Consider the following 23,021-nt stretch of genomic DNA (forward strand, 5'->3'; position numbering starts at 1 on the left):
TATGAACAAAAAACTGCACGCACTGCTGCTCATCTCCGTTTTTGTAGTAGCAACCTGCGGGCTCATCTATGAACTGATAGCGGGCACATTGGCCAGCTACCTCCTGGGCGATTCGGTAACCCAATTCTCCACCATTATTGGGGTTTACCTGTTCTCTATGGGGATAGGCTCCTGGGTGTCCAAGTACTTCGAAAAAAATATCATTTCGTGGTTTATCCAGTTAGAGATATTGGTTGGCCTGGTTGGGGGCACCAGTTCAACCATACTGTTCCTTGTTTTCGAAAGCATCGCCTCGTTCCGCATTATACTTTACAGTCTGGTGGGAATTACCGGCATATTGGTGGGCCTGGAGATCCCGCTATTGATGCGCATACTAAAAGACCGGTATGAATTTAAGGACCTGGTATCGAAAGTATTTACCTTTGATTATATCGGCGCTCTACTGGCTTCGCTTATTTTCCCCTTGCTACTTATCCCATATCTCGGGCTGGTAAAAACATCTTACCTGGTGGGCATTCTTAATGTTGGGGTAGCGCTTATTGTTTGCGTAAGTTTTAAAAAGGAGATAAAAGCCGCTGCATACCTGCAAACAAGTGCAGTTATCAGCATACTGGCCCTTTTGGTGGGCTTTGTTTATGCGGGTGTTATTACCAATTTTTCGGAAAGCCTTACTTATGCCGATACCATCATCTACTCAAAAAGTACGCCTTACCAGCGTATCATCCTCACCAAAAAAGGCAAAGTGCTGCGCTTGTTTTTAAACGGCAACCTACAGTTTAGTTCCGATGACGAATACCGTTACCACGAGGCATTGGTGCACCCGGGTTTACAGGCCCTGCCCAACGCACGCAATGTACTGGTAATGGGCGGCGGCGACGGGCTGGCCGTGCGGGAGATATTAAAGTACCCCAACATCAAAAGTGTAACACTGGTAGATTTGGACAAAGGGATGACGGGATTGTTCAAATCAAACCGGATGCTGCTAAACCTTAACAAAAGCTCGCTGCTATCGCCTAAGGTAATGGTGATCAATGCCGATGCATTTACCTGGCTGCGGCAAAATAAAACAAAGTTTGATTTTATGGTGATAGACTTTCCCGATCCCTCAAACTATTCGGTGGGCAAGCTCTATACTAATTCTTTTTATAAACTAGCCAAGGGCATACTTGCTCCTGGCGGCATTATGGTGATACAGGCAACATCCCCTTATGTGGCACCAAAGTCCTTTTGGACGGTTGATACCACTCTGCGTTCGGTGGGTCTGCATACCATCCCTTATCATAATTACGTACCATCCTTTGGCGAATGGGGGTATATTATGGCTACAGAAAACCCGGTATACAAAAAGCCATCAATGTTTTTGCCGGGGATGCGCTTTATCACCAAAGAAAGCCTCGACCTGATGTTTTACTTCCCCAAGGATATGGCCAAAGTACAAACAGAGGTTAATAAGTTAAACAACCAGGTGCTGGTAAAATACTTCGAAGATGAGTGGTCGTCCGTTTTATAAACGCGGGGGCTTTGTAAACACGCTGAGCCGCCGTTCGTTCCTGCTAAAGGCCGGTATTATCACAACGGGGATCCTTTTAAACGGCTGTATCCGCAGGCTTAAACCAAACGGCGCTTATAAAAACATCAAAGGCAGCATGAAGGGGCCAAATGCCAAAGCAGGGCATATCCTGCGCGATAAACTGCCCTTACCGGCACCCATTGGCAACCGAAAAGTAAAAACCCTTATTATCGGCGGTGGCATCTCGGGTCTGTCGGCAGCGCGCTGGCTAAAAAGGCAGGGTTATAACGACTTCGAACTGCTGGAACTGGAAGACCATGTGGGTGGTAATTCGCATTCGGGTAAAAACGGCGTATCACCTTACCCGCTTGGTGCGCATTACATCACCATAGCCAACAATGACGACACCCTGCTCACTGGTTTTTTACAGGATTGTGGCGTAATTATCGGATTTGAGAACAACCTCCCGGTTTACAATGATTACTACCTATGTTTCGACCCGGAAGAGCGCCTGCTCATCAACGGCCAATGGCAGGAAGGCATAGTGCCCGATTTTGGCCTGCAGCCAGGCGATAAGGCGCAGATAAAGCAGTTTTTCGCACTGGTAGATGAGCTAAAAAAAGCAAAAGGAAACGATGGTAAATATGCCTTTGATATCCCGATAGATAACAGTTCGGCCGATGAAAAGTACCGCGCCCTGGATAGTATTACTTTTAAAGAGTACCTCCATCAGCAAAAGCTTACCTCTGTTTACCTGCACTGGTATTTAAACTATTGCTGTAAAGATGATTACGGGCAGAAGATAGATAAAGTATCGGCATGGGCAGGGATGCATTACTTTGCCTCGCGCAGAGGCAAGGCCGCAAATGCCGATACTAACGCCGTATTAACCTGGCCCGAAGGGAATGGCTGGCTAACCAAAAAATTGGCCGCCGATGCAAGTGGCCATATCATAAAAGGCCATATGTGTTATAGTATAGCCCATAATGCCCAGGGTAAAGTAGTTACCTCCATTTACGATATAGCCAAAGGCACTACAAGCCTTATAACGGCGGATAATGTTATTATGGCTACCCCTCAGTTTGTCAATCAACGGCTTTTTAAAGACCATATAATAAGGCCTGTTGATTACGCCAGCCTGAATTATTCCCCCTGGTTTATTGCGAATATTACCGTTAATAGTTTGCCACAGGCAAAAGGCACTGGCCTGTGCTGGGATAATGTGGCCTACGATACGCCATCGGTAGGGTATGTAAATGCCGGGCAGCAAAGCGTTAAGCTAACCGACAATAAAAGGGTTTTAACCTGGTACCTGCCATTATGCGACCACGAGCCACGCATAGCGCGACTGGCCGCTTATACCCGTACTTACGAGCAATGGATGGACATAATGATGCCTGAGCTGGAATACATGCACCCGGGTATTACCGATGCTATTGAAAACGTTGAATGCTGGGTGTGGGGCCATGGTATGATATACCCGGCTGTAAACCATATTTGGGGAGCAAACCGAAAGGCAGCGCAACAGCCGGTAAATAACAACGTCTTTTTTGCCAATACCGATCTTAGCGGGATTTCTATTTTTGAAGAAGCATTTCACCAGGGCATCCGTGCCGCCAGCCAGGTTTTAGCCAACTATGGAAAACAAGCTATCACATAAACAGCCCTGGTTGCATTCGCCGGTTATTGATGGGGTTTTTATCCTGTCGCCACCGTTTGTGGCTTTGCTGCTGGTTGTTTGCTTTCCCGCGCAGTTCCAGGCATCATCTACCATTCCGGTTTATTATTGGTTGTTTTTAGTGGTTTTTATTGATGTTGCACATGTGTACAGCACGCTATACCGTACTTATTTTATTCGCGGTGCCTTTAAAAAAGATGCTTTTTTGATTGCCGTACCTATTGCCTGTTATATAGTTGGTGTATTGCTGCACAATTATGATGGAATGCTTTTTTGGCGTACGTTGGCCTACCTGGCAGTTTTTCATTTCATACGACAGCAATACGGATTTATGCGGCTCTATTCCAGGCAGGAAAGTGACAAACACTGGTTCAAGGTTATAGATAAGATAGCTATTTACACCGCAACTATTTATCCGCTTTTTTACTGGCATTTTGAAGGGAACAGAAACTTCAGCTGGTTTGTGGAGAATGATATCCTGTCGTTCCACTCGCCCTTGCCCCTTGGTGCGGGTTCGGTTTTATATCTTTTAATTATAGTCCTTTATGTAGTAAAAGAGGGGATTTATATCATCCGTACCAAAGAATTTAACGGGCCGCGCAACTTGTTAATTGCGGGCACATTCCTATCCTGGTATTTTGGCATCGTATATTTTAACGGCGATATGGCTTTTACCACCCTTAACGTGGTGTCGCACGGGATACCTTATATGGCTTTGATATGGATCTTTGAGAAAAAGAAACAGGTAAAAAACAGCAACCCTGGTAGCCTTATTATAAAATACACCTTTAGCAAATATGGAGGAGTACTGTTTTTTGTGCTGCTGCTGGCCCTGCTCGCCTACATGGAAGAGGGCCTCTGGGATGGAATGATCTGGAAAGAGCACGGTACCGTCTTTAAACTTTTCTCCAACTTGCCAAAAATAGGCAACGAACAAATGTTGTCACTCGTGATTCCATTGCTTGCTTTACCGCAGTCGACACATTACATATTAGACGGCTTTATTTGGAAAGTTAACAGAGAAAAGTAAAGGCGCAAAGCCGCAACTTTTCTGAAACCCAGTTATTGTTTGTTCCGGTGGGGCTGCCTACAAACCAGAAAGCCCCGAATCGAGAGATCGGAGGCTTTTTGCGTTTGGGCTTTTGAAGCAGTACACAATATCATTCAATAAAAACATTTTATGTAATTTGCCCCTTCTTCGGACGTTACAGCATCCGGACTGTGGACTTTTACTCATGATGAACCCATACCAACAAAAACGTGCCTGGAAATATTCGTTACTTGCCTTTGCGGTGGTTATTGCCAGTGGTTCGTTACTTTATACCAGCTACCTGGTACGCAACATTGCCAAATCTGAACGTACGCGGGCACAGGTGTGGGCATTGAGCATGCGGCAGATGATGTCTTCTGACGATAACGATTTCCTCAACTATGTATTCGCTGTGCGCGATAGTTCGGTTGTGCCCTCGCTGGTGGTAAATGCCAAGGGCGAGTTTCAGCTTACCCGAGGGTTGGATACCACCAAAACCTTTATTAAGCTTGATGCTGCAGAGCTTAAGCTTAAGCATCAGAAGTACGACCCAGGTTACTTTAAAGATGAGCTGGAATATATGAAATCCCAGCACGAACCGATACAGTTAACCATCTTAAACGAGCGCTGGTTGGTTTATTATAAAGATTCGCCCCTGCTTACACAGTTAAAAATATTCCCATACATTCAATTATCCGTGATCGCCATATTTTTGATGGTTGCCTATACGGCGTTCAGCTCGTCGCGAAAATCTGAGCAGAACCAGGTGTGGGTAGGCCTTGCCAAGGAGACTGCCCATCAGTTGGGTACGCCTATATCCTCTTTGATGGCATGGATAGAACTCATCAAAGACAAGTTTGATGCGGAAGACGACCCGCTGCTGGCCGAGATGGGGAATGACGTAAAACGGCTGGAGATAGTGGCCGACCGATTCTCTAAAATAGGCTCGAAGCCAAAGCTGGAGACCCACCCTGTGTATGATGTGGTGAAAGATTTTGTAGATTATTTTAAAGTGCGCGTAAGCGATAAGATCAGCTTCGAACTTACTGGTAACCAGCATTTGTTAGCCGGCCTCAATATCCCGCTGTTTGATTGGGTGCTTGAAAACCTGCTGAAAAACGCCGTTAATGCTATAGACGGTACCGGTAGCATTAAAGTGGTTATCAGCGGCAGCCGGGCAAAAAAGCAGGTTTTTATCGACGTATCTGATACCGGCAAAGGCATACCCCGCTCTAAATTCGAAACGGTTTTCCAACCGGGGTACACTACGCGCAAGCGTGGCTGGGGGCTGGGGCTATCGCTCACCAAGCGTATGATACAAAACTACCATAACGGGCAGATATTCGTGCGCGATTCGGAGCTTGGAAAAGGCACCACATTCAGGATAGCATTAAAAAGTTTAACAGATGATACAAAGGCCACAACCTAACCAATACCCGGTATTTGCCGGCACTTACGTAAACATGGTACCCGAGGGTGCCGATGTGATGCAGCTACTAACCGATTCACTTACGCATGCTTACGATTTGTTCACCAGCCTGCCCGAAGATAAGCACCTGTATGCTTATGCCGATGGCAAGTGGACGGTAAAGGAAGTGCTGGGCCACATCATAGATACGGAACGCGTGTTCGCTTTCAGGGCTTTTTGTTTCTCGCGCGAGCAAATCGTACTGCCGGGTTTCGATCAGGACATTTACGTAAACAACACCGATTACAACAGCCGCAGCCTGGCCGAGCTAGCCGAAGAGTTTAGGGTTACCCGCCAATCTAACCTGTACGTTTTCCGCAACCTGACAGAAGAGCCGCTAAACCGCAGCGGGACCGCCAGCGGCAACTACCTTACCGTGCGCGCACTGCTATTTATGACAGCCGGGCACGAGTTGCATCACCTGCGGATACTAAAAGAACGGTATTTATAAAATTAAAAAGGGTAACGCAATGCGCTACCCTTTTTAATTTGTAAGCTTTTTCAGGCTTACCCTTTATCGTTATTGTAAAGCTCTTTTTTCTCGATACGGTAAGATAAGATCAACCCTAAGCCCCCAAAGATTGCTATTAAGGCAAAGTAGATGGCTGCGTTCTGATCGTCGTAACGGTCTGCACCTGCAAAAACGGTACGATCAAGCAAGAAGGCAAGGAAAAGGCCAAAACCTGCACCAACCAATAGTAAACCCCATTTTAAGTTTTGATATGGCGCTGGTTGTGGTTTATAACTGCGAGGATCCATCCCTCTTTCAATCATTGCCATTTTTTCGCGCCTGCTCAAATAAATTGTTCCAAAAATTGTGGCAAAAAGACTTATGATTGCTATGATGCCTGCCAGTACGCCTAAAGTTGCGGTTCCCATGATATTATAATTTTATATGTGTGTGTTTTTGTTTGCCAATGCACCACCACGGTGTATTTGTAAGCTATGACCACACGCTTTTTAAGCAGGTTACAGGTAAGGGAGAAAATATTTTAGCATTTAGATTTACTATTGTAGATGTAGCATATAATAGTAGGAGAAGGATATAATGAACGTCGTGCGGATAAACGAACCAAATCGTGATTCGTAAATCTAAAATCGTAAATTTAACCTGTAACCTATTTCCGCGCCATGTAGTCAGAGAGGTTGTATCATATGCAAAGCAAGCCTTCAGATATCGAATTGATAGAACAAACCCTGGCAGGTAATCAATCGGCCTATGCCGATTTGGTTAAACGGCACCAACGTTTTGTTTTTACGCTGGCGCTGCGTTTTACAAAGGGGCGCGAGGACGCTGAAGAGGTTGCGCAAGACTGCTTCGTAAAAGCTTATCGCTCGTTGGGTAGCTTTCAGCAACAAAGCAAGTTCAGCACCTGGCTTTACAGTATTGTATATACCACCGCCATGACGTTTTTGCGTAAGAAACGGGTAGATACCTCTTCCATAGACGATGACGAGGCTTATATACAGATAGAAAACAAACCAGGCGCGTATGATGCGCACAACATTGAGAACAAATCGAGGTCGTTTTACCTTAACCAGGCCATAGCACAACTATTGCCCGATGATGCAACTATTATTACGCTGTTTTATAAAGGCGAGCAATCCTTAGATGAAATAGCACAAACCTTAGGTATAGAGGCAAATACCGTTAAGGTGAAACTATTTAGGGCGCGCCAGCGTTTGAAAGAAAAGCTGGAGCGTAATTTAAAACACGAAGTTAAAGAACTGATATGAACAGTATAGATGAACAACTTTGGAGCTACATTGATGGTACCTGCAGCCCGGCAGAGCAGCAGGCCATAGCGCAGCTTATTGCGCAGGACGAGGCCCTGCGCATACAGTATAACGAACTGCTGAAACTGAACGAGGAATTCAGTACAATGGAACTTGACGAGCCATCGATGGCTTTCACTTACAACGTAATGGAAAATATCCGTACGGAAAACGCCATGCAACCACTTAAAGCAACCATCAATAAGCGGATAATATGGGGGATAGCGGCATTTTTTATTATCACCATAGCGGCGCTGCTCATATTTGTGTTAACGTCTGTTAACTGGAACGCTGGCTCGGCTGTGGCAATCGACATCAACATAAAAATGCCCCAGCAATTGGATGCATCTCACATCAAAAGTTTTTTTTCGGGCTCGGTATTAAAAGGCTTCCTGTTTTTCGATGTGGTAATAGGCCTGTTCCTGCTGGATACCTATCTGCGCAAACGGCAGGGGATAAAACAACACTAATTGTGTACACTGTTGTACAATTTTCCTGACAAATTGTACAGCCATGGCAAGGGCTCTCAAAACAAGACTCAAAAAATGGTGCGTTTTGTATCCTATTTGCAATAAAAGTGCGCGTTTAAACACGCAATAGTTTTTGGTACAGTATTTGTAATACACTCAACGGACCGGTAATCCTTACCGGTTAATTGTGATAAGGTTTAGGTTGAAAGTCCCCCGGAGCAAGTCTAGGGGGCTTTTATTTTTTTAAGGCGATTGAACCTTTGGCCCGCGCGCAAGTCTATTTCATTTAAAATTCATTCAACAATCATTACCTTAGTAGTAAATTTATACCTGACGATGAAGAAGTCTTTTTACTGCCTGTGCTTTATGTTGCTTGCCTGTTGTACAACAGCCCAAACATTTGCCCAGGAACTGCGCATACCCGAAGCCAGCTCTACCCAAACCATTATACAGGATTTTGGCTTAGGCAAAATAACCGTAACCTACTCGCGCCCCAACGTAAAAGGCCGTAAAATATTCGGCGGTATAAACCCTTACGGCCAGGTTTGGCGCACCGGTGCCAACGCGGCCACAACTATCACCTTTACCGAGAATGTAATTTTTGAAGGGAACAAAGTGCCGGCCGGTACTTATGCCCTCTTTAGCATACCCGAGGAAACCGACTGGACCATCATCCTCAACAAAACCGCCAAACAATGGGGAGCTTATGGCTACAAACAAGAGGATGACGTGTTGCGCGTAAAAGTAAAATCACGCCCGGTTGATGAAAAACGGGAGACCTTTACCATGCAGTTTGCTAACTCTACCACAAAAACTACCGAGCTGTACCTGGTTTGGGATAATACGGCAGTACCCATACGCCTGCAAACAGACGATGATGCCCAAATTACCGCCAATATTGAAAAGTTGATGCTGGGCGATAAAAACAAACGCCCCTATTTCAACGCCATACAGTACTTTTACGAGAACGATAAAGACCTTAACAAGGCCATGCAATGGGCTTTAGAAGCGGAGCAAATGGAACCGAACGGCCCGTGGTATAAATTATGGAAGGCCCGTATCCAACTCAAAATGGGCGAAAAGGCGAAAGCCATTGCGACAGCCCAGGAAGGCGTTAACCTGGCGAAAGCCACTAATGATGACGAGTACGTGCGCCTTAACCAAGCCGTAATAACGCAGGCAAAAGACTAAACCCGCCAAAGTGGCGCCTGTTGCAAAAAGCCCAAAGCAAAACGCTTACTGCAGCTTCAAATCTTCCAGGCTGCATTCTTCCAGCACAATTCTTTCACTAGTATGGTGGCGGTAATGCCATTTTACCAGGCGGATGTGGCCGTCGGCTATTTCTATGCCCGTAATGTCTCCGTCATCAAAGCAGCAACAGCCGGTGTTGAAGTAAGTATCCAGGTAACCGTTAAAGTCGGGCTGGGTATGCCCTTCCAGGTGCAAGGCTGTTATTTTTTTCTCTAATAGTGCCGCTTCGGCATCTTCACCTTTGTTTTTGGAGCGTTCTAAGCGTGCATATAAGTTTTCCAGTTGTGTAAACGAGCGGAACACGGGCTGATGCGTATGTCCCGTAACCAACAGCATGTCTTTACGTTGGCTACTCCATTCGTACATGATGCGGTTATGGTCAGTTTTTAGCTGGTTGTTAAAAGCCGGCGTGTTGGGGTTAATGCGCAGATAGGCTTGCAATGGCCCCCATATATCCGAAACGAACCACTTGCTAAACCAATTACCGTCGCTTTGCAGATCGCCCTGGTGACCGTGGGTCATAAATATGGATAGCATTTTACCTTTTATATAGGTTTGCAACACCGCGCCTTCATAAATCCGGATAGCTTTGCCATATATCTCCGCAAGGCTAAGCATGGCCAGCGGATCATTGCCCCAATACAAATCGTGATTGCCGAATATCTTAACGAACCTATCTGCATCAACAAACAACGTCTCTTTATCAAAGGTGGCTTTGTTGTGCTTTTTTACGGTAAGGAAAAGGTTTCCCCAAAGCTCTTCGCTATCGCCCAGGTTGATGTAGGTAAACAAGCTATCGTAGTAATAGTCGAGGGCGGCAAGGTAGTTTTTCTCGGCACCGGCAAATATATCGGCACCATCGCGCGCGCCTTTGTGCTGGTCAGACAGGATTACAAATTTATCCTTAGCGGCATCGAAACTGATGAGCGGCCCTTTTTTGCCCGGCCGGGTAGTAATGTTTTTGAATAACGCAGCCAGCGCCTTATCCACCCGCCTCTTGTCCGGGCGCGAAGAAAACTTATCAGCAAGGCGCGATACGCGCTCATACAATAATTTCTTTAGAAAACTGCGCATGGCAAAGATAACATGCAAAAGGCGTAAATTGTTGCAGGTAGATGCAGGGTCTTTAGATGCCTTTTGCTGTTAATTTTTTGATTTTATTTGGAAGGAGGCGTGGGGGCGAGATGCCCCCATAACCATTTCCTTCCATCCCTAAATTCCCCCGAAGTAGGGATTAACTTTAAAACGCTTATTTGAGCTTTGGCGTTTTTAACACTTTTTCCCGCGACAAGTTTTTGGAATCACTTAGCATGGGTACAATCAACTAATTATCTGTTAAGTCAAAGTACGGTTCAAATTGGCTTATTCAAAAGAAGTAGAACACCCAAATAACCCGTGGTTTTCGCGGTAAAAAATACCGTGAAAACACTGTCTTTTATAAGGGTAAAAAACTTAATTTAGAGATTAGTTTTAACCCTTAACACAATTAAGCTATGGCAAAAGAATTAAACGCAGGCGTATCGGCCGCCAAAATCAAACGCTTGTCTGACAACTACTTTAAACGCATGCAGATTATGCGCGAAGACGGCACATTTGAAGCGCTCGACCCCGAGAAAGACAGCAAGTCGGTTTGGTTTTCTAAGGAAGCTATCGATAAATTGTTTGCTGACAATGGCTACGACGGCGACTCCACTGGTTTCGGTTTGCGCATCTACTTTGGCATACACGATAAAAAAAATATTTTGACCGATATACCGGAACATGCGCATAACAAGCTAATGACAGTACTCGTAGCAACTAAGGCCCCTTCGGCCGAATCCGCACATGTCGATCTGTTGACGAGCGCGGAAGCTAAAACGGCAGCAACAGCTGGTGGCGGCACTACAACAAGTGGCGGCGATGGCCTAAACCATGGCAAAATATGCCCACCCGAGAATTGCACCTAGTCGGCGGATATATCTACAGTAAAATGTTATATTGCTACGGCATTTTCCCCCGTAGCAATATGACATTTGATATTTATTTTGGCTTTGAACTGTTGGCCTTGTTCATTGCCATAATCAAAAGCAAATCGCTTTTGCAGTCCGTTTATAAGTATTTCTTACCGTTCCTGGTATTGATTGTGCTGTACGAAACCGGCTCACTGTATAACAAATTTGCTATAGGCAACAACAATACCTTGGCCACCAATGTAATAACTACCATTGAGTTTGCTTTTTATAGCTTTTTTATCAGGAATACATTAAAAAATCAATCATACAAAAAAATCATACTCATCTCTATCTATGCTTGCCTCGCCTATAACCTTATCAGCCTGGTGTTTATTCAGGGTCTCATGACGCTGAATGTTAGTGCCATTATAATGCAAACTATCGTAATTATATTAATTACTGGCGTTTACTTTTGGGAGCTAATGCAGGTTTCTTTCAGCAACAGCCTCAGCATTATTAAGTTGCCCGGCTTTTGGCTAACCACCGGCGTATTGTTTTTTTACCTGGGCGAGTTTTTATTTTTTGCATCCTTTGGCTATATGGCTTACAAGCGCCATTATGAATATATTATGCTTTACCGAATGATAGCTGATATGGCCAACGCTGTATTGTACACCTGTTTAATTATTTCTTTCCTATGCCTCAAACCGACCAGGAAGTTATCAATATCGTAATAGCCGGCACAGGGATGCTTTTGCTGCTGGCCGTATTTATTATTGGTTTTTTGTTTTTGTACCAGCGTAGGCACAATAAGTACCACATGGAGCAGGAGCAACTTAAAGCTGCCTTTAGCCAGGAATTGCTTAAAACGCAAATAGAAATGCAGGAGCAAACGCTTAACTACGTAAGCCGCGAAATACACGATAACATTACTCAAGTGTTATCATTCGTAAAGCTTAACCTGGCTTTTACGGCCAACCTTACCGATGCCGACCGCACGCATAAAATAGACGAGAGCCGCAAGCTGGTAGCCCAAGCCATTGGCGATTTGCGCGACTTATCAAAAAGCTTAAGTTTTGAGCATATTGCCCAGTTGGGGCTGGTAAAAACAATTGCTATTGAGGCTGACCGGATAAACAAAAGCAGCATTATGGAAGCTGTAATGGATGTTGAAGGGCAGCCCTTTAGCCTGGGTGATGAGCGCGAACTGGTATTTTTCCGCATTTTTCAGGAAACACTGAATAATGCCCTTAAACACGCCGGTGCCAGCCAGTTCAAAATTAGCATGCGGTATGATGACAATGCGTTCAATTTAACCATTGCAGATAACGGCGCCGGTTTTGATTACGATGCCCTTACTGTGGGCGGCTCGGGCCTGCGCAATATGCAAAACAGGGCATCATTAGTAGGCGCGGTTGCCAAAATAAGCAGCTCACCAGGTAAAGGTTGCTACGTAAGCATTGATGTAAATCCCATTAGCAAAGAGACTACCATAGCTTAAACCGGCAACCGTTTGCCTTGCCCCGGTTGATACCTATATTAGCCCAAATGCTTAAGTCGGTGTACTTTTTGCTTAAATTAATGGCTTTGATACTGGCTATCGTGCAATATCTAAAAATGAAGCCTACAGTACATGCTTACTGGCTACCTTACGTGCTTTTAATTGCTATTTACGTTTGCTACGATGAAAGGGTGGGTAGGCATCAATCATTGCAATTTGTACGCAAGTAATATCAGTAGTGATATTTCCTTTTTGTTTTACGCCTTTTTTCTGAATGGTTTGCTGATAACGCCATCTTTTAAAAAGCGGGATAAGCCTTTTTATAGCTATAACGCTGACATGCTCACTTATCAACATGGCGTTCTTACAAGGCTTTTGGCATCTGGATACCTACACCATACTGTTGCATTATATAGCCGTCATGATTTTGTGCGGCCTATATTTTTACGAGCTCCTGCATTACACCATCCAACCGATATCCATCATTGTGCTACCTGGTTTTGGGCAAACACCAGCTTACTGGCTTTTGCGTAGCCAACTTTATGCCTCGTTTCCCTATATGGCCTACAAAAGCAATTACAATTACATTCACAGTTTATGGGCATCCCAATATCTCTGCTGCCATACTATACAGCTGGTTAAGTATGGCTTTTTTATGCTTCCGAAAGCCGGCCAAGCCTGCAGGGAGGATATAAAGTTCGTATCTTTTGGCTTTAAAAAAACGGTACAAAACCGGTTAAAATTGTGCTTGCAGTATTATTCACATTTATTTAACTTAACCATCGTTATTTACGGTGCCCGCGCTTCTAATTATACGTTAAGAATTAACTAATTATTCGTAAAAAAATTTTAAGCGCAGAGCAGCCTTTATAGGGGTTGCTGCTAAACAATAGCAGCAGCTAGCCGGCAAAGGGTTGTTGTATTACGATATATGTTGACCCCCTTTTACAACAAAAAATGCCTACGGAAGCTACACAAATAGTACTGGTTGATGACCATCGCCTGTTCAGGAGCGGACTGGTGTCGCTGATAAACAGCCTTGGCGGATATAAGATACTTTTCGAAGCCGGCAACGGCGAAGAACTTACCCGCAAACTATCCCCGCAACTGAAACCCGATATTATTCTGCTGGATATAAACATGCCGGTGATGGGCGGGATAGAAACCGCGCGATGGCTAAAAGCAAACTATCCGGATGTCTGCGTAATCGTACTCTCCATGTTTGAGGATGCCGAAAAAGTGCTGACTATGGTGAAGCTGGGTGTAAAAGGTTACTTGCTCAAAGACTCTGAACCATACGAGTTTGAGCACGCGCTGCGCAAGGTAGCTCAAGGTGAGATCTATTATCCCGAATTTGTTACCCGCCATCTGGTAAACAACTATAACCGCAATGCTGACGATGTAAAACTGAACAGCCGCGAGCTGGAATTTTTAAAACTGGCCGGTACCGAACTCACCTACAAAGAAATTGCCGACCATATGTGCATCAGTGCACGCACCGTTGACGGTTACCGCGACCAGCTCTTCGAAAAACTACAGATAAAGAGTCGTGTGGGCCTGGTACTCTATGCCATAAAAAACAATTTGATAGAGTTGTAATTTGCTAATTTAATTAGCAAATTTGTGCTTATGGCGCATGAGGAGAATCCTGAATTTTTTAAGGGTAGAGGGGCACAGGTAAACACACACAACAAATTTCTGAAGAATAAGTACGTGCTGGAGCATGCCGAAGGGCTTGATGAACAACTGCTTGAAGATACCCGCACACAGCTTTTTGAGGAGAGTGCCAAAAAAATTGTAAGCGAATCAAACAGCCCCGACCTTGGTCGTTTCGTTTCTATAAACCCCTACCAGGGCTGCGAGCACGGCTGCATATACTGCTACGCCCGCAATACGCACGAGTATTATGGTTTCAGCGCCGGGTTGGATTTCGAGCGTAAGATCATCGTAAAACGCAATGCGCCCGAGTTGCTTGAAAAGCACTTCAACAAAAGAGGCTACGAGCCCGTACCCATGGTTCTCTCCAGCAATACCGATTGTTACCAGCCTATCGAACGGAAGCTGAAAATCACCCGCGCTTTGCTGCAGCTGTTCCTTAAATACCGCAACCCGGTGAGCATCATCACCAAAAACAACCTGGTGCTGCGCGATCTGGATATCCTGGCACAAATGGCAGCCATGAATCTTATCCATGTGAATATATCGCTCAATTCGTTAAACGAATCGTTACGCCAAAAGCTGGAGCCACGTACCGTAACCGGAATGGGCAGGTTGGCCGTGATACAAAAACTATCAGAAAAAGGCATCCCCGTTAGGGTCATGGTTGCCCCCATCATTCCCGGACTAAACAGCAACGAGATGCCCGAGATTATCAAAGCCGCTGCCGATAGGGGAGCTTTGGCCGCAGGCTTCACCATCGTACGCCTCAACGGTAGCATTGCTGAAATTTTTACCGATTGGGTGCACAAAGCCTTTCCCGATCGCGCCGAGAAAGTGCTGAACATGATAAAAGCATGCCACGACGGCAACTTGAACGATAGCGACTTCGGCCGCCGCATGAGCGGCGATGGCCACGTGGCCAACTCCATCCATCAACTATACCGCATGGCTTGCGTGCGCTTTTTGGCCGGCCGCGAAATGCCGCCTTACGATTTGAGTTTGTTTATTCCTAAAGGCGGGAAACAGATGGGGATGTTTTGAGGTTAAAAATTTAGGGTTAATTATCGTTTGCGTTTATTTCGTAAATATAGTACTCCCCGCCAAAGTACTTGAGAACGATCTCTTTTACTTGGTGGCCGCTTTTGATTTTAATTACATGCCTCACATCTACTCCCAGCCCAATGCGCATGTTTTCTTCATAATAATTGCTGTGGATGTCTACCGTATCGAGGTCCTTGCTAATTGCTTTAATAATAGATAAGGTTGTTGAGTAATCGGTTGCCCCCTCCGTTTTAAATGATTTTTCAAAGGCGTATACTTTCTGCTTATAGTAAACCTCCACGTCGCCCGAAAGAAGGTTCAGAATATCGGCATTGCTACCAGAGTTCAGCACTGTTCGAATCCGATCGAAGGATGGGATCTTTTTAACATCCGGTCCTTTCGGAAACAGTTCGTGCGACGTATTCATTATCTTTACACTGGATAGTTTTTCCAACTTATTTATTTCGAGGGAAAAGTTAGTGCCATCGTAAACCCATTTATCGCCATACTCGCCAATGTTCTCCGTTGTTGATGGTTTACCCAACAAGGCTATAATTTCTGCCTTACTCATCCCCAGCTTTAACCCCCTAAAACCAATATCGCCCGAATTGATATTTCCCGAAACCTGGATGCTCCAAACAACATCTTTCTCTTCTGGCGAGTATTCAAATATCATGTATAAGGACCTGTCGGACTTTAATGCAAACACCTCGTAATCAAAGCCATCATCAAACTTTCCGCTTTTAAATGGCTTCCCCAATTCTGTCTTTACAGCGGCTCTGTATTGCTCCAGCTTAAAGCCATACAATCCCGTGTAAAACGCTTGCGCTTTACTTTTAAACGGAATAGCGAGTATCAGGAAAAAGAAAAGTTTCTTCATACTAATTGTGCGGGTAATAGGTTAGAGCGGTTTGTACCTGTAGTATTTTGCCATAAATATAATTAAAGATCGCTGATCCTGAAAAACATCAAGACCGCAAAAAACGCCTCGCATCCAGAAACTTTTAAAATATAAACTTACGGTAGCTAATACCACTCCATCACCCAGCATACGGCCTCTGCGTCCGCATAGCATCACCCTCACCCATCCTGTTAAACCCAACCGTATCCCGGTACATCTGCGGGCTTACATCTGCATTGGTTTTAAAGAAACGGCTAAAGTAACTTTCGTCGTTATAGCCCAGTTCGTAGGCAATTTCTTTTACGGGCTTATTAGTGAGGTATAGTTCGCGTTTGGCTTCTATGATGATGCGCTCGGATATCAGGTCGGTAAGCGTTTTGTTGAAATGCGCTTTGGTAATTTTGGCCAATGCCTTTGGTGTAATGTTCAGCAAGTCGGCATACTCGCCGGCGGCATGGCGGGTTTTAAAATGCAGCTCGATGTAATCCTTCAACTTCTGTAGGATAAATGGCTCTTTGCTGCCGGCTGTTTCTTTTTCTGCCTCAGGCTGCTGCTGCGCTTTTAAGCGGGAGGCGGTTATCAGCAATATTTTAAGGTACGATACCAGCAGTTCATATTGCGCCAAAGCAGGGTTCTGCATTTCGGCTTTTATCTGGCCCAATATCAGCTCCAACGATGTGGTGGCTTGTTCATCCACAAACAAAAAAGGCGGATTGTAGATATTGTTGAACAACACCCCATTACAGGCCACTTCTTTTTGATGTTTATGAATACAGAAGAAATCGGGATGAAAATGAAGCGCGAGCCCGGCGATGTCTTCTTTCGGTGTAAACATAAACGGCTGATAGGGCGCAAAGGCAAACAACGTGTTGGCAGTAAAGATGTAGTCGTTAAAATCGGCCCGGGCATTGCCGTTGCCCGCCATTATCCAAATAAGCGAATAATAGTTATTTCGCTGTATATGGTCGAAATAACTATTATTGCTAAATTCAAAAAGCTTAAAGGCAAGGTTACCCGTTTGCGGGTTAACTAATGTAAAGCTTTGCTGGTCGGTCATTTTTGTTGTGCCTTATAATTTACGGTCGGTTTCGGCAATGGGCATATCGTTAATGCTGGCAAAGCGTTTTTGCATATAGCCATCCTCATCAAACTCCCAAAGCTCGTTGCCGTAGCTGCGGTACCACTGGTCGGCTTCGTCGTGCCACTCATATTCAAAACGCACGGCCATCCGGTTTTCACGGAAACCCCAAAGCTCCTTTTTAAGCTTATAATCCAGTTCCTTTTCCCACTTGCTGGTTAAAAAGGCTTTGATTTCTTCGCGTCCGTTGATAAAATCGGTCCGGTTTCGCCATTCCGAATCTATGGTATAGGCCAGGCTCACTTTCTCCGGGTCGCGTGTGTTCCAGGCATCTTCCGCCGCCTGCACTTTTTGCAGGGCAGTTTCCATGTTGAATGGCGGCAGTGGATATCGTTTGTTTGCTATGCTCATGGTTTTATGGTTTTGCCTGCCGGTTATTACAATACCGGTGCTACAGGAAAATCCACTGCAATATCTGTTAAATTATGCAGGTAATTCATGGCTGTTTTATCGCTTATCTGTAAAATTAAATCTACCAGGTTTTCGTTGGTGTAGCCGTTTGCGTAAAAATCGTTTACAGCCTCTTCTGTAGCCCTGCCGCGGTCGGCGGTAATTTCTGCAGCCAGCTTAACCAGCGCGTTCAACTTTGCGTTTTCGCTTTTGCCTTTGCGCAGGTCTAGTATCTGCTCATCGGTAAAGCCGTTCATTTTGCCTATTACGGTGTGGGCGCTTAAGCAATATGCACAACCATTTACCTGGCTTACAATCAAGTTAACGGCCTCTTTTTCTTTATTGGATAATGTGGTTTTTGCGTTTTGGTAGGCCAGGTAGCGGCCAAGACCAGCATCGGAGTAAGCGATGGTGGCGTACAGGTTTGGTACAAAGCCCAGGGCTTTTTTCAGGTTATCAAATATGGCCTGGTTGGCTGGGGATACTTCTTCGCGGGTAGGTATTAAAAATTGCTTTTTCATTTTACTGTGCTTTTGTTTGTCGTTATTGACAATACAAAGGTGCAGCATCCCGCCATCCCGGTAAATGGATAAAGGGCGCAAGTACATGGATAGTTTTCCCTGCAATACCTTTCCTTTTTGTACATTAGCTTATGCCTTTCACTTTTGCACACCCCGCTATCGTATTACCTTTAGGTCGTTTGTCCAAGCGGACGGTATCGTTAACAGCTTTAGTAATCGGCAGCATGATTCCCGATTTTGAATATTTTATCCGGATGAAATTGATAGGTATCTACGGGCATAGCTTGGGCGGCTTATTTTGGTTCGACCTGCCGCTTGGCATGCTTGTATATTTTGCCTATCAGCGCCTCGTAAAAAAACATCTTATTGATTATCTGCCCGCATACTTAAACCGCCGATTCTCTACCTATAAAAGCATCGATGCCGGTGGCGTATCTGCCAAAGGTGTTATTACTATAATGATTTGCCTCTTAATAGGCTCGGCATCGCACCTTTTTTGGGATGGCTTTACGCACAAGCAACGGTATTTTGCCGCGCACTTCCCCATATTTACTTCAACTATTAACCTCGTAGGACATCCGGTTTTCGTTTACAAATTCTTGCAGCACTGCAGTACTGTAATTGGTTTCAGCGTAATTGGAATTGCTATAACACGGCTGCCAAAAGGCGAGGCAAGCGGCCAGCAAAATAAAGCCCGTTTTTGGCTTAGTGTTTCGGCTATAATGTTGTTGGTGCTGGCCATAAAAGCCATTGCATGCATTAAAACATGGAATAGCCAAAGTGAGTTTCCATACGGCGACATTATTGTAACCGCCATTTCCGGATTATTACTTGGGCTTTTGTTGGTTGGCAGTTATGCACGCAACAAAAAAGGCCCCATAGCTGGAGCCTTCTAAATATAAATTTATAGTTGGTTGCGTGTTATGCGTTCTCTTCTTCCAAAGCCATCAGCTCATCAACCAATATACGGCCGCAGTGCTCACAAACGATGATTTTTTTGCGCTGGCGTATATCGCTCTGGCGCTGAGGAGGTATTTGGTTAAAGCAGCCTGCGCATGAATCGCGCTGTATGGTTACTACCGCCAAGCCGTTCTTTGCATTGTTGCGCAGGCGGTTGTAAGCAGTAAGCAGGCGTTCTTCTATATTAACGGTAGCTTTATCGGCCTGGCTGTTCAGCTCGTTTTCTTCCTTTTCGGTTTCGGCAGTAATGGTACCCAGTTCGTCTTTCTTAGCGTCAAGGTCGGCACGGCGGGCATCTAAATCAGCCTGTGCTTTCTCGTAGATGGCGGTTTTAGACGCTATCTCGAAACCAAACTCGCGTATTTTCTTCTCGCTTACCTGTATATCCAAGCCCTGTATCTCAATTTCTTTAGAGATAGCATCGTACTCGCGGTTGTTTTTAACCTCGTTAAGCTGGGCTTCGTATTTCTTGGTGTTGGCTTGCGATTCCTTGATGATGTTTTTGCGTGTTACAATCTCGTCTTCAAGGTCGTCCAGCTCGTTCTTTATTTTTTGTATGCGGGTTTCTAATCCGGCTACGTCATCTTCCAGATCGGCAACTTCCATAGGCAATTCGCCGCGTACCTGGCGTATCTTGTCAATTTTGGTGTGGATGGTTTGCAGGTCGTATAAAGCTTTAAGCTTTTGTTCTACAGTTTGTTCCATTAAATATAATATTTGACGGGGTTTGTATTTACTTTTGTTAAACGGACCGCAAAGTTAACAAATTTATTTTGAATAATTTCATGCAATAATTGTTGCGTAAATTGCTCACTTTCAAAATGTCCGATGTCTGCAATCACTATCTTTCCTTCGGCATCAAAAAACTCGTGATATTTGTAATCTGCGGTGATAAAAATGTCGGCCCCGGCCGCTATGGCCTGCTTCAATAAAAAGCCCCCCGAGCCACCGCAAACCGCCACTTTTTTGATGGGTTTTCCCGTAAATTCGGTATACCTTATAACGCTTGTGCGCATTTTTTCTTTTACATCAGCTAAAAAAGCACCGGCATCCTTTGCGTTTTCCAACTCGCCTATCATACCGCTACCTACCTGCTGGTTTTGGTTAGTGAGCGCATAAAGGTCATACGCTACCTCCTCGTAGGGATGAGCCAGCACCAGGGCCATTATTATTTTACTTTCCAGGTTGGCGGGGTAAATGCTTTCGATACGAATCTCATGCTCGCGGTGGCGTTTGCCCGGCTCGCCCACATAGGGCTTGGCATGTTCGTTTGCTTTAAAGGTACCGAAACCTTCGGCATTAAAGCTCACCTCGCTGTAGTTGCCAATATTGCCGGCCCCTGCGGCAAACAACGCGTTGCGCACATCTTCTGCTTGTGCAACGGGTACATAGGTTACCAGCTTTTTTAATAATTGCTGCTTGGGGGTCAGTATTCGGCTATTCTTTAAACCCAGCGTTTCACAAATGCGCGCGTTTACCCCCGTCATGATGTGATCCAGGTTAGTATGAATGGCGTAGATAGCGATGTTGTGGCGGATAGCTTTCTCTACCACGCGCTCCACATAGGTTTTGCCGTTGAACTTCTTAAGTCCCTTAAAAACGATGGGGTGATGCGACACGATTACCTGGCAGCCGGTGGCAATGGCTTCGTCTACCACGGCTTCGGTACAATCCAGCGAGATGAGCGCCTGGTGGATATCGGCATCCGGGTGGCCGACGATTAGGCCCGAATTATCATAATCTTCCTGGTAAGCCAAGGGCGCCAGGCTCTCCAGATAAGCGGTAAGCTGTGCTAATTTCATATAAGCGAAGGTAATACAGGATTGAGGAGATTAAAAAGATTGTCAGGGTTTTTTATACTTTAGATTTATGGAGACAATAATCATCCACCCTAATACAAAAGAAAAAGCGATTGCTGTAAAAATTTTTCTAAAAGAGCTTAAAATCCCGTTTGAAGAAATCCCCAATTACGATACTGCGTTTGTTGAAAAAATAAACCGTTGTGAAGAGGATTTTAAAGCGGGGCGTTATAAACAAATCGAAATAAAAGACCTTTGGAAATAAATCGACAGGCAAATCTCTGTGTCCTTCTGCGCCTCCTCTGTGCGCTCTGTGGTTAAAAATCACCACTAACAAACAAAGACCAAAACGCCTGTAATATTTTCTTTGGTGGGCCAATCGCCGCCGGGCGCTGTGGCCCTTCCCAATGCTTACAATCGTTTCGGTCTTCCGGGGTTTTAAGCCCGTTGATTACTATCTTATCAGGCTTTCTTAGCCTTTGCGGTTTTCAGGTCGTTCTGTAACAGCGCCAGTAGTTCTTTATCGAAGCGCACGGTTAGTTTATCGGTGTTTTTGTTAAGCGTTTTCATGTGTATATGTATTTAAAGTTTGGGGTGATGTTTTCTGTTAATTATTCCTGAACGGCCATTTTGGTAATTTGGAAAGACTCATAAGCCATTTTTTGGTTGTATTCGGTGGCCAGGGAGCGGTGGTTAACCAAATCTATGATGGTACCGATCAAACAAAAACCACCGGTAAACAAGTAAAGTAGGCCCATTACGGTTTGCCCGGTAACAAAGCGTTGCACACCGTTAATTAAAACAAAACCTAGCAAGGTGTAGATAAGTATTTCCTGCGGGCTGCGCCTTTTGCCTGAGTAAACCATATAAAAATATTGCTTTTGCCTTTCGCTTAGGCCGTTTGTTGCCTGCTGCAAAAACATCATTTCTTCGGTTGTTATATCCGAGAAGGTCATATAAGGATCGTAGTGCGTGTTCATGGCTGTAATTTTTTAATGTTTGTGATGATTGATGATGTAAAACTACATCCAAACACGATCGTGGTCAATGCATTATTGGCAGCCTGTGATAAAGTATCGGTAAACAAGGCAGATTTTGCGGTGAAACTGGCCCGGAGCTTTAACGGAGAGAAATTTATCGGTGAGTATCGACACGCTGCATGCGGGCAAGATAGTTTACCGGGAAAATAAGGGTATATATCCTGTACAATATGCCAAGCACCGCCGGTATGCCCAGCCAATGGGCATGGAAAGAAGCGCGAATATCGCCATGGAACAAATAAGCAATAGCGTGGCCCAGCCCGCAGCCCGGGCACCAGGCAATACCCATGGCCTTTAGTGGGCATAAACTAAAATGCGATGGCCCCGCCGGGTTGGTAAACACCAGGCAAGCCATCGCAGCTATCCAAAATACAAGTTCGAAGTACCTGTTAAAAAGCTTTTTAATCAACTCTGTTACTGCGCGTGGTGAGCAGTAAAGATACGCCAAAAGCCATAATTACGCCAACAAGCAATGCGCCAAAAATGCGGCCGCTAAAGGCCTGCAGTGTTGGGTCCTGAGCGCTTATGCCGCCCCAGTTTATAAAAATAATACCGATAAACGTGGTTAGCGCACCGCCCACCAGCAGTATCTTAAAGCTTTGGATAAGCGCCTCTAAAAAGCCCATCTTTCCCTTTAGCTCGCCATCGCGAAAGTTCTTTACGCCGAAATAAAGGCCGATTAGCGGTATGAGTACCGAAACGTATTCTATGGTGGCCACCTTGCTATCGGTGAGGTCGGCATGGCTGCCGCGCAGCACAAAAAGCCATATGGTGCTTAATACACCTATCACTATGCCGAATATTACTGAATTTTTCATGTTGCAAAAACTTTAGTTATGGTTTTGGTTGGCGCTGCCTATCAGCAGCGAAATATCATTTAAAAGTAAAGTATCCGCCGTTTTGTTTGCTCAAATGTTGCATAATTAACAGCAGGGCTCTTAAAGCCCTTTTTTGCCT

The 23,021-nt window shown here is 45.0% G+C and carries 28 protein-coding genes; 17 read left to right on the top strand and 11 right to left on the bottom strand.

Features of this window, described 5'->3' with window-relative positions:
• The first annotated feature begins 1 nt into the window (after position 1).
• The 5 genes from E2R66_RS02795 (at position 2) to E2R66_RS02815 (ending at position 6,137) form a co-directional block, all read left to right on the top strand.
• On the top strand, positions 2 to 1,510 hold the full coding sequence (locus tag E2R66_RS02795) for a polyamine aminopropyltransferase (RefSeq protein WP_133226577.1): 1,509 nt from the start codon (positions 2 to 4) through the stop codon (positions 1,508 to 1,510).
• Positions 1,488 to 3,170, top strand: a complete 1,683-nt coding sequence (locus E2R66_RS02800; RefSeq protein WP_133226575.1) for an FAD-dependent oxidoreductase — start codon at positions 1,488 to 1,490, stop codon at positions 3,168 to 3,170. Before E2R66_RS02795 ends, E2R66_RS02800 begins: the two co-directional genes overlap by 23 nt.
• On the top strand, positions 3,148 to 4,218 hold the full coding sequence (locus E2R66_RS02805; protein ID WP_133226573.1) for a hypothetical protein: 1,071 nt from the start codon (positions 3,148 to 3,150) through the stop codon (positions 4,216 to 4,218). The genes E2R66_RS02800 and E2R66_RS02805 overlap by 23 nt, the downstream gene beginning before the upstream one ends.
• Positions 4,219 to 4,426: 208 nt before the next feature.
• Positions 4,427 to 5,647, top strand: a complete 1,221-nt coding sequence (locus E2R66_RS02810; protein ID WP_133226875.1) for a sensor histidine kinase — start codon at positions 4,427 to 4,429, stop codon at positions 5,645 to 5,647.
• Positions 5,625 to 6,137 (top strand): DinB family protein, encoded by a 513-nt coding sequence (locus tag E2R66_RS02815; protein ID WP_133226571.1) that lies wholly within the window; start codon positions 5,625 to 5,627, stop codon positions 6,135 to 6,137. Before E2R66_RS02810 ends, E2R66_RS02815 begins: the two co-directional genes overlap by 23 nt.
• 56 nt (positions 6,138 to 6,193) lie before the next feature.
• On the opposite strand, the gene E2R66_RS02820 is transcribed toward E2R66_RS02815, so the two are convergent.
• Complete coding sequence (locus E2R66_RS02820; RefSeq protein ID WP_240049221.1) at positions 6,194 to 6,565, bottom strand: DUF6249 domain-containing protein; 372 nt, start codon at positions 6,563 to 6,565, stop codon at positions 6,194 to 6,196.
• A 276-nt stretch (positions 6,566 to 6,841) separates the two neighbouring features.
• Here E2R66_RS02820 and E2R66_RS02825 point away from each other — a divergent pair, with 276 nt between their 5' ends.
• The 3 genes from E2R66_RS02825 (at position 6,842) to E2R66_RS02835 (ending at position 9,123) form a co-directional block, all read left to right on the top strand.
• Entirely contained in the window at positions 6,842 to 7,423 is a 582-nt protein-coding gene (locus E2R66_RS02825) for an RNA polymerase sigma factor (RefSeq protein ID WP_133226569.1), read from the top strand.
• Positions 7,420 to 7,932, top strand: a complete 513-nt coding sequence (locus E2R66_RS02830; RefSeq protein ID WP_133226567.1) for an anti-sigma factor family protein — start codon at positions 7,420 to 7,422, stop codon at positions 7,930 to 7,932. Before E2R66_RS02825 ends, E2R66_RS02830 begins: the two co-directional genes overlap by 4 nt.
• A 336-nt stretch (positions 7,933 to 8,268) precedes the next feature.
• Positions 8,269 to 9,123, top strand: coding sequence for a DUF2911 domain-containing protein (locus E2R66_RS02835; protein ID WP_240049222.1), 855 nt, complete (start codon positions 8,269 to 8,271; stop codon positions 9,121 to 9,123).
• A gap of 45 nt (positions 9,124 to 9,168) precedes the next feature.
• Here the strand turns inward: E2R66_RS02835 and E2R66_RS02840 are convergent, their stop codons facing one another.
• Positions 9,169 to 10,257: a metallophosphoesterase gene (locus E2R66_RS02840; protein ID WP_133226565.1), complete on the bottom strand. Its 1,089-nt coding sequence runs from the start codon at positions 10,255 to 10,257 to the stop codon at positions 9,169 to 9,171.
• Between the two features lie 419 nt (positions 10,258 to 10,676).
• Between E2R66_RS02840 and E2R66_RS02845 the strand changes: the two genes are divergently transcribed.
• The 7 genes from E2R66_RS02845 to E2R66_RS02875 all read left to right on the top strand — a co-directional run bounded on the left by E2R66_RS02845 (position 10,677) and on the right by E2R66_RS02875 (position 15,315).
• On the top strand, positions 10,677 to 11,129 hold the full coding sequence (locus E2R66_RS02845; protein WP_133226563.1) for a hypothetical protein: 453 nt from the start codon (positions 10,677 to 10,679) through the stop codon (positions 11,127 to 11,129).
• Positions 11,130 to 11,188: 59 nt separating this feature from the next.
• On the top strand, positions 11,189 to 11,848 hold the full coding sequence (locus tag E2R66_RS02850; RefSeq protein WP_133226561.1) for a hypothetical protein: 660 nt from the start codon (positions 11,189 to 11,191) through the stop codon (positions 11,846 to 11,848).
• Positions 11,812 to 12,615, top strand: coding sequence for a sensor histidine kinase (locus E2R66_RS02855; RefSeq protein ID WP_133226559.1), 804 nt, complete (start codon positions 11,812 to 11,814; stop codon positions 12,613 to 12,615). Before E2R66_RS02850 ends, E2R66_RS02855 begins: the two co-directional genes overlap by 37 nt.
• Positions 12,616 to 12,662: 47 nt before the next feature.
• A complete protein-coding gene (locus E2R66_RS02860; RefSeq protein ID WP_134737898.1) occupies positions 12,663 to 12,845 on the top strand; it encodes a hypothetical protein in 183 nt (60 codons plus the stop codon).
• Between the two features lie 125 nt (positions 12,846 to 12,970).
• Entirely contained in the window at positions 12,971 to 13,447 is a 477-nt protein-coding gene (locus tag E2R66_RS02865; protein ID WP_133226555.1) for a hypothetical protein, read from the top strand.
• Positions 13,448 to 13,572: 125 nt separating this feature from the next.
• A complete protein-coding gene (locus tag E2R66_RS02870; RefSeq protein WP_133226553.1) occupies positions 13,573 to 14,214 on the top strand; it encodes a response regulator transcription factor in 642 nt (213 codons plus the stop codon).
• Positions 14,215 to 14,244: 30 nt separating this feature from the next.
• A complete protein-coding gene (locus E2R66_RS02875; RefSeq protein ID WP_133226551.1) occupies positions 14,245 to 15,315 on the top strand; it encodes a PA0069 family radical SAM protein in 1,071 nt (356 codons plus the stop codon).
• Positions 15,316 to 15,331: 16 nt separating this feature from the next.
• Here E2R66_RS02875 and E2R66_RS02880 read toward each other — a convergent pair whose 3' ends face one another.
• The 4 genes from E2R66_RS02880 to E2R66_RS02895 all read right to left on the bottom strand — a co-directional run bounded on the left by E2R66_RS02880 (position 15,332) and on the right by E2R66_RS02895 (position 18,265).
• Complete coding sequence (locus E2R66_RS02880; protein ID WP_133226549.1) at positions 15,332 to 16,195, bottom strand: hypothetical protein; 864 nt, start codon at positions 16,193 to 16,195, stop codon at positions 15,332 to 15,334.
• A 160-nt stretch (positions 16,196 to 16,355) separates the two neighbouring features.
• Positions 16,356 to 17,273, bottom strand: a complete 918-nt coding sequence (locus tag E2R66_RS02885) for a helix-turn-helix domain-containing protein (RefSeq protein WP_133226547.1) — start codon at positions 17,271 to 17,273, stop codon at positions 16,356 to 16,358.
• A 12-nt stretch (positions 17,274 to 17,285) separates the two neighbouring features.
• Entirely contained in the window at positions 17,286 to 17,705 is a 420-nt protein-coding gene (locus E2R66_RS02890; RefSeq protein ID WP_133226545.1) for a nuclear transport factor 2 family protein, read from the bottom strand.
• 26 nt (positions 17,706 to 17,731) lie between these two features.
• On the bottom strand, positions 17,732 to 18,265 hold the full coding sequence (locus E2R66_RS02895) for a carboxymuconolactone decarboxylase family protein (RefSeq protein ID WP_133226543.1): 534 nt from the start codon (positions 18,263 to 18,265) through the stop codon (positions 17,732 to 17,734).
• Positions 18,266 to 18,396: 131 nt separating this feature from the next.
• On the opposite strand from E2R66_RS02895, the gene E2R66_RS02900 reads away from it, so the two are divergent.
• A complete protein-coding gene (locus tag E2R66_RS02900; RefSeq protein WP_133226541.1) occupies positions 18,397 to 19,161 on the top strand; it encodes a DUF4184 family protein in 765 nt (254 codons plus the stop codon).
• Positions 19,162 to 19,186: 25 nt separating this feature from the next.
• Here the strand turns inward: E2R66_RS02900 and E2R66_RS02905 are convergent, their stop codons facing one another.
• Positions 19,187 to 19,930, bottom strand: coding sequence for a zinc ribbon domain-containing protein (locus E2R66_RS02905; protein WP_133226539.1), 744 nt, complete (start codon positions 19,928 to 19,930; stop codon positions 19,187 to 19,189).
• Complete coding sequence (locus E2R66_RS02910) at positions 19,930 to 21,027, bottom strand: Nif3-like dinuclear metal center hexameric protein (RefSeq protein ID WP_133226537.1); 1,098 nt, start codon at positions 21,025 to 21,027, stop codon at positions 19,930 to 19,932. The genes E2R66_RS02905 and E2R66_RS02910 overlap by 1 nt, the downstream gene beginning before the upstream one ends.
• A gap of 67 nt (positions 21,028 to 21,094) precedes the next feature.
• On the opposite strand from E2R66_RS02910, the gene E2R66_RS02915 reads away from it, so the two are divergent.
• Positions 21,095 to 21,289 (top strand): DUF2683 family protein, encoded by a 195-nt coding sequence (locus E2R66_RS02915; protein WP_133226535.1) that lies wholly within the window; start codon positions 21,095 to 21,097, stop codon positions 21,287 to 21,289.
• A 346-nt stretch (positions 21,290 to 21,635) separates the two neighbouring features.
• On the opposite strand, the gene E2R66_RS02920 is transcribed toward E2R66_RS02915, so the two are convergent.
• From E2R66_RS02920 to E2R66_RS02930, 3 genes are all read right to left on the bottom strand, one after another.
• Complete coding sequence (locus E2R66_RS02920) at positions 21,636 to 22,004, bottom strand: TM2 domain-containing protein (RefSeq protein WP_133226533.1); 369 nt, start codon at positions 22,002 to 22,004, stop codon at positions 21,636 to 21,638.
• A 154-nt stretch (positions 22,005 to 22,158) separates the two neighbouring features.
• Entirely contained in the window at positions 22,159 to 22,473 is a 315-nt protein-coding gene (locus E2R66_RS02925) for a DUF2752 domain-containing protein (RefSeq protein WP_240049223.1), read from the bottom strand.
• Positions 22,466 to 22,882, bottom strand: a complete 417-nt coding sequence (locus tag E2R66_RS02930; RefSeq protein ID WP_133226531.1) for a DUF4199 domain-containing protein — start codon at positions 22,880 to 22,882, stop codon at positions 22,466 to 22,468. Before E2R66_RS02930 ends, E2R66_RS02925 begins: the two co-directional genes overlap by 8 nt.
• Positions 22,883 to 23,021 lie beyond the last annotated feature (139 nt).

It is taken from the genome of Mucilaginibacter psychrotolerans (assembly GCF_004519315.1).
GTDB classification, from domain to species: Bacteria; Bacteroidota; Bacteroidia; order Sphingobacteriales; family Sphingobacteriaceae; genus Mucilaginibacter; species Mucilaginibacter psychrotolerans.

What these genes read in the sequence shown, in the direction of transcription:
- E2R66_RS02795 (WP_133226577.1), top strand. Translation starts at nt 2, where the DNA reads ATGAACAAAAAACTGCACGCACTGCTGCTCATCTCCGTTTTTGTAGTA.
- E2R66_RS02800 (WP_133226575.1), top strand. Translation starts at nt 1,488, where the DNA reads ATGAGTGGTCGTCCGTTTTATAAACGCGGGGGCTTTGTAAACACGCTG.
- E2R66_RS02805 (WP_133226573.1), top strand. Translation starts at nt 3,148, where the DNA reads ATGGAAAACAAGCTATCACATAAACAGCCCTGGTTGCATTCGCCGGTT.
- E2R66_RS02810 (WP_133226875.1), top strand. Translation starts at nt 4,427, where the DNA reads ATGAACCCATACCAACAAAAACGTGCCTGGAAATATTCGTTACTTGCC.
- E2R66_RS02815 (WP_133226571.1), top strand. Translation starts at nt 5,625, where the DNA reads ATGATACAAAGGCCACAACCTAACCAATACCCGGTATTTGCCGGCACT.
- E2R66_RS02820 (WP_240049221.1), bottom strand. Translation starts at nt 6,565, where the DNA reads ATGGGAACCGCAACTTTAGGCGTACTGGCAGGCATCATAGCAATCATA.
- E2R66_RS02825 (WP_133226569.1), top strand. Translation starts at nt 6,842, where the DNA reads ATGCAAAGCAAGCCTTCAGATATCGAATTGATAGAACAAACCCTGGCA.
- E2R66_RS02830 (WP_133226567.1), top strand. Translation starts at nt 7,420, where the DNA reads ATGAACAGTATAGATGAACAACTTTGGAGCTACATTGATGGTACCTGC.
- E2R66_RS02835 (WP_240049222.1), top strand. Translation starts at nt 8,269, where the DNA reads ATGAAGAAGTCTTTTTACTGCCTGTGCTTTATGTTGCTTGCCTGTTGT.
- E2R66_RS02840 (WP_133226565.1), bottom strand. Translation starts at nt 10,257, where the DNA reads ATGCGCAGTTTTCTAAAGAAATTATTGTATGAGCGCGTATCGCGCCTT.
- E2R66_RS02845 (WP_133226563.1), top strand. Translation starts at nt 10,677, where the DNA reads ATGGCAAAAGAATTAAACGCAGGCGTATCGGCCGCCAAAATCAAACGC.
- E2R66_RS02850 (WP_133226561.1), top strand. Translation starts at nt 11,189, where the DNA reads ATGACATTTGATATTTATTTTGGCTTTGAACTGTTGGCCTTGTTCATT.
- E2R66_RS02855 (WP_133226559.1), top strand. Translation starts at nt 11,812, where the DNA reads ATGCCTCAAACCGACCAGGAAGTTATCAATATCGTAATAGCCGGCACA.
- E2R66_RS02860 (WP_134737898.1), top strand. Translation starts at nt 12,663, where the DNA reads ATGCTTAAGTCGGTGTACTTTTTGCTTAAATTAATGGCTTTGATACTG.
- E2R66_RS02865 (WP_133226555.1), top strand. Translation starts at nt 12,971, where the DNA reads ATGGCGTTCTTACAAGGCTTTTGGCATCTGGATACCTACACCATACTG.
- E2R66_RS02870 (WP_133226553.1), top strand. Translation starts at nt 13,573, where the DNA reads ATGCCTACGGAAGCTACACAAATAGTACTGGTTGATGACCATCGCCTG.
- E2R66_RS02875 (WP_133226551.1), top strand. Translation starts at nt 14,245, where the DNA reads ATGGCGCATGAGGAGAATCCTGAATTTTTTAAGGGTAGAGGGGCACAG.
- E2R66_RS02880 (WP_133226549.1), bottom strand. Translation starts at nt 16,195, where the DNA reads ATGAAGAAACTTTTCTTTTTCCTGATACTCGCTATTCCGTTTAAAAGT.
- E2R66_RS02885 (WP_133226547.1), bottom strand. Translation starts at nt 17,273, where the DNA reads ATGACCGACCAGCAAAGCTTTACATTAGTTAACCCGCAAACGGGTAAC.
- E2R66_RS02890 (WP_133226545.1), bottom strand. Translation starts at nt 17,705, where the DNA reads ATGAGCATAGCAAACAAACGATATCCACTGCCGCCATTCAACATGGAA.
- E2R66_RS02895 (WP_133226543.1), bottom strand. Translation starts at nt 18,265, where the DNA reads ATGAAAAAGCAATTTTTAATACCTACCCGCGAAGAAGTATCCCCAGCC.
- E2R66_RS02900 (WP_133226541.1), top strand. Translation starts at nt 18,397, where the DNA reads ATGCCTTTCACTTTTGCACACCCCGCTATCGTATTACCTTTAGGTCGT.
- E2R66_RS02905 (WP_133226539.1), bottom strand. Translation starts at nt 19,930, where the DNA reads ATGGAACAAACTGTAGAACAAAAGCTTAAAGCTTTATACGACCTGCAA.
- E2R66_RS02910 (WP_133226537.1), bottom strand. Translation starts at nt 21,027, where the DNA reads ATGAAATTAGCACAGCTTACCGCTTATCTGGAGAGCCTGGCGCCCTTG.
- E2R66_RS02915 (WP_133226535.1), top strand. Translation starts at nt 21,095, where the DNA reads ATGGAGACAATAATCATCCACCCTAATACAAAAGAAAAAGCGATTGCT.
- E2R66_RS02920 (WP_133226533.1), bottom strand. Translation starts at nt 22,004, where the DNA reads ATGAACACGCACTACGATCCTTATATGACCTTCTCGGATATAACAACC.
- E2R66_RS02930 (WP_133226531.1), bottom strand. Translation starts at nt 22,882, where the DNA reads ATGAAAAATTCAGTAATATTCGGCATAGTGATAGGTGTATTAAGCACC.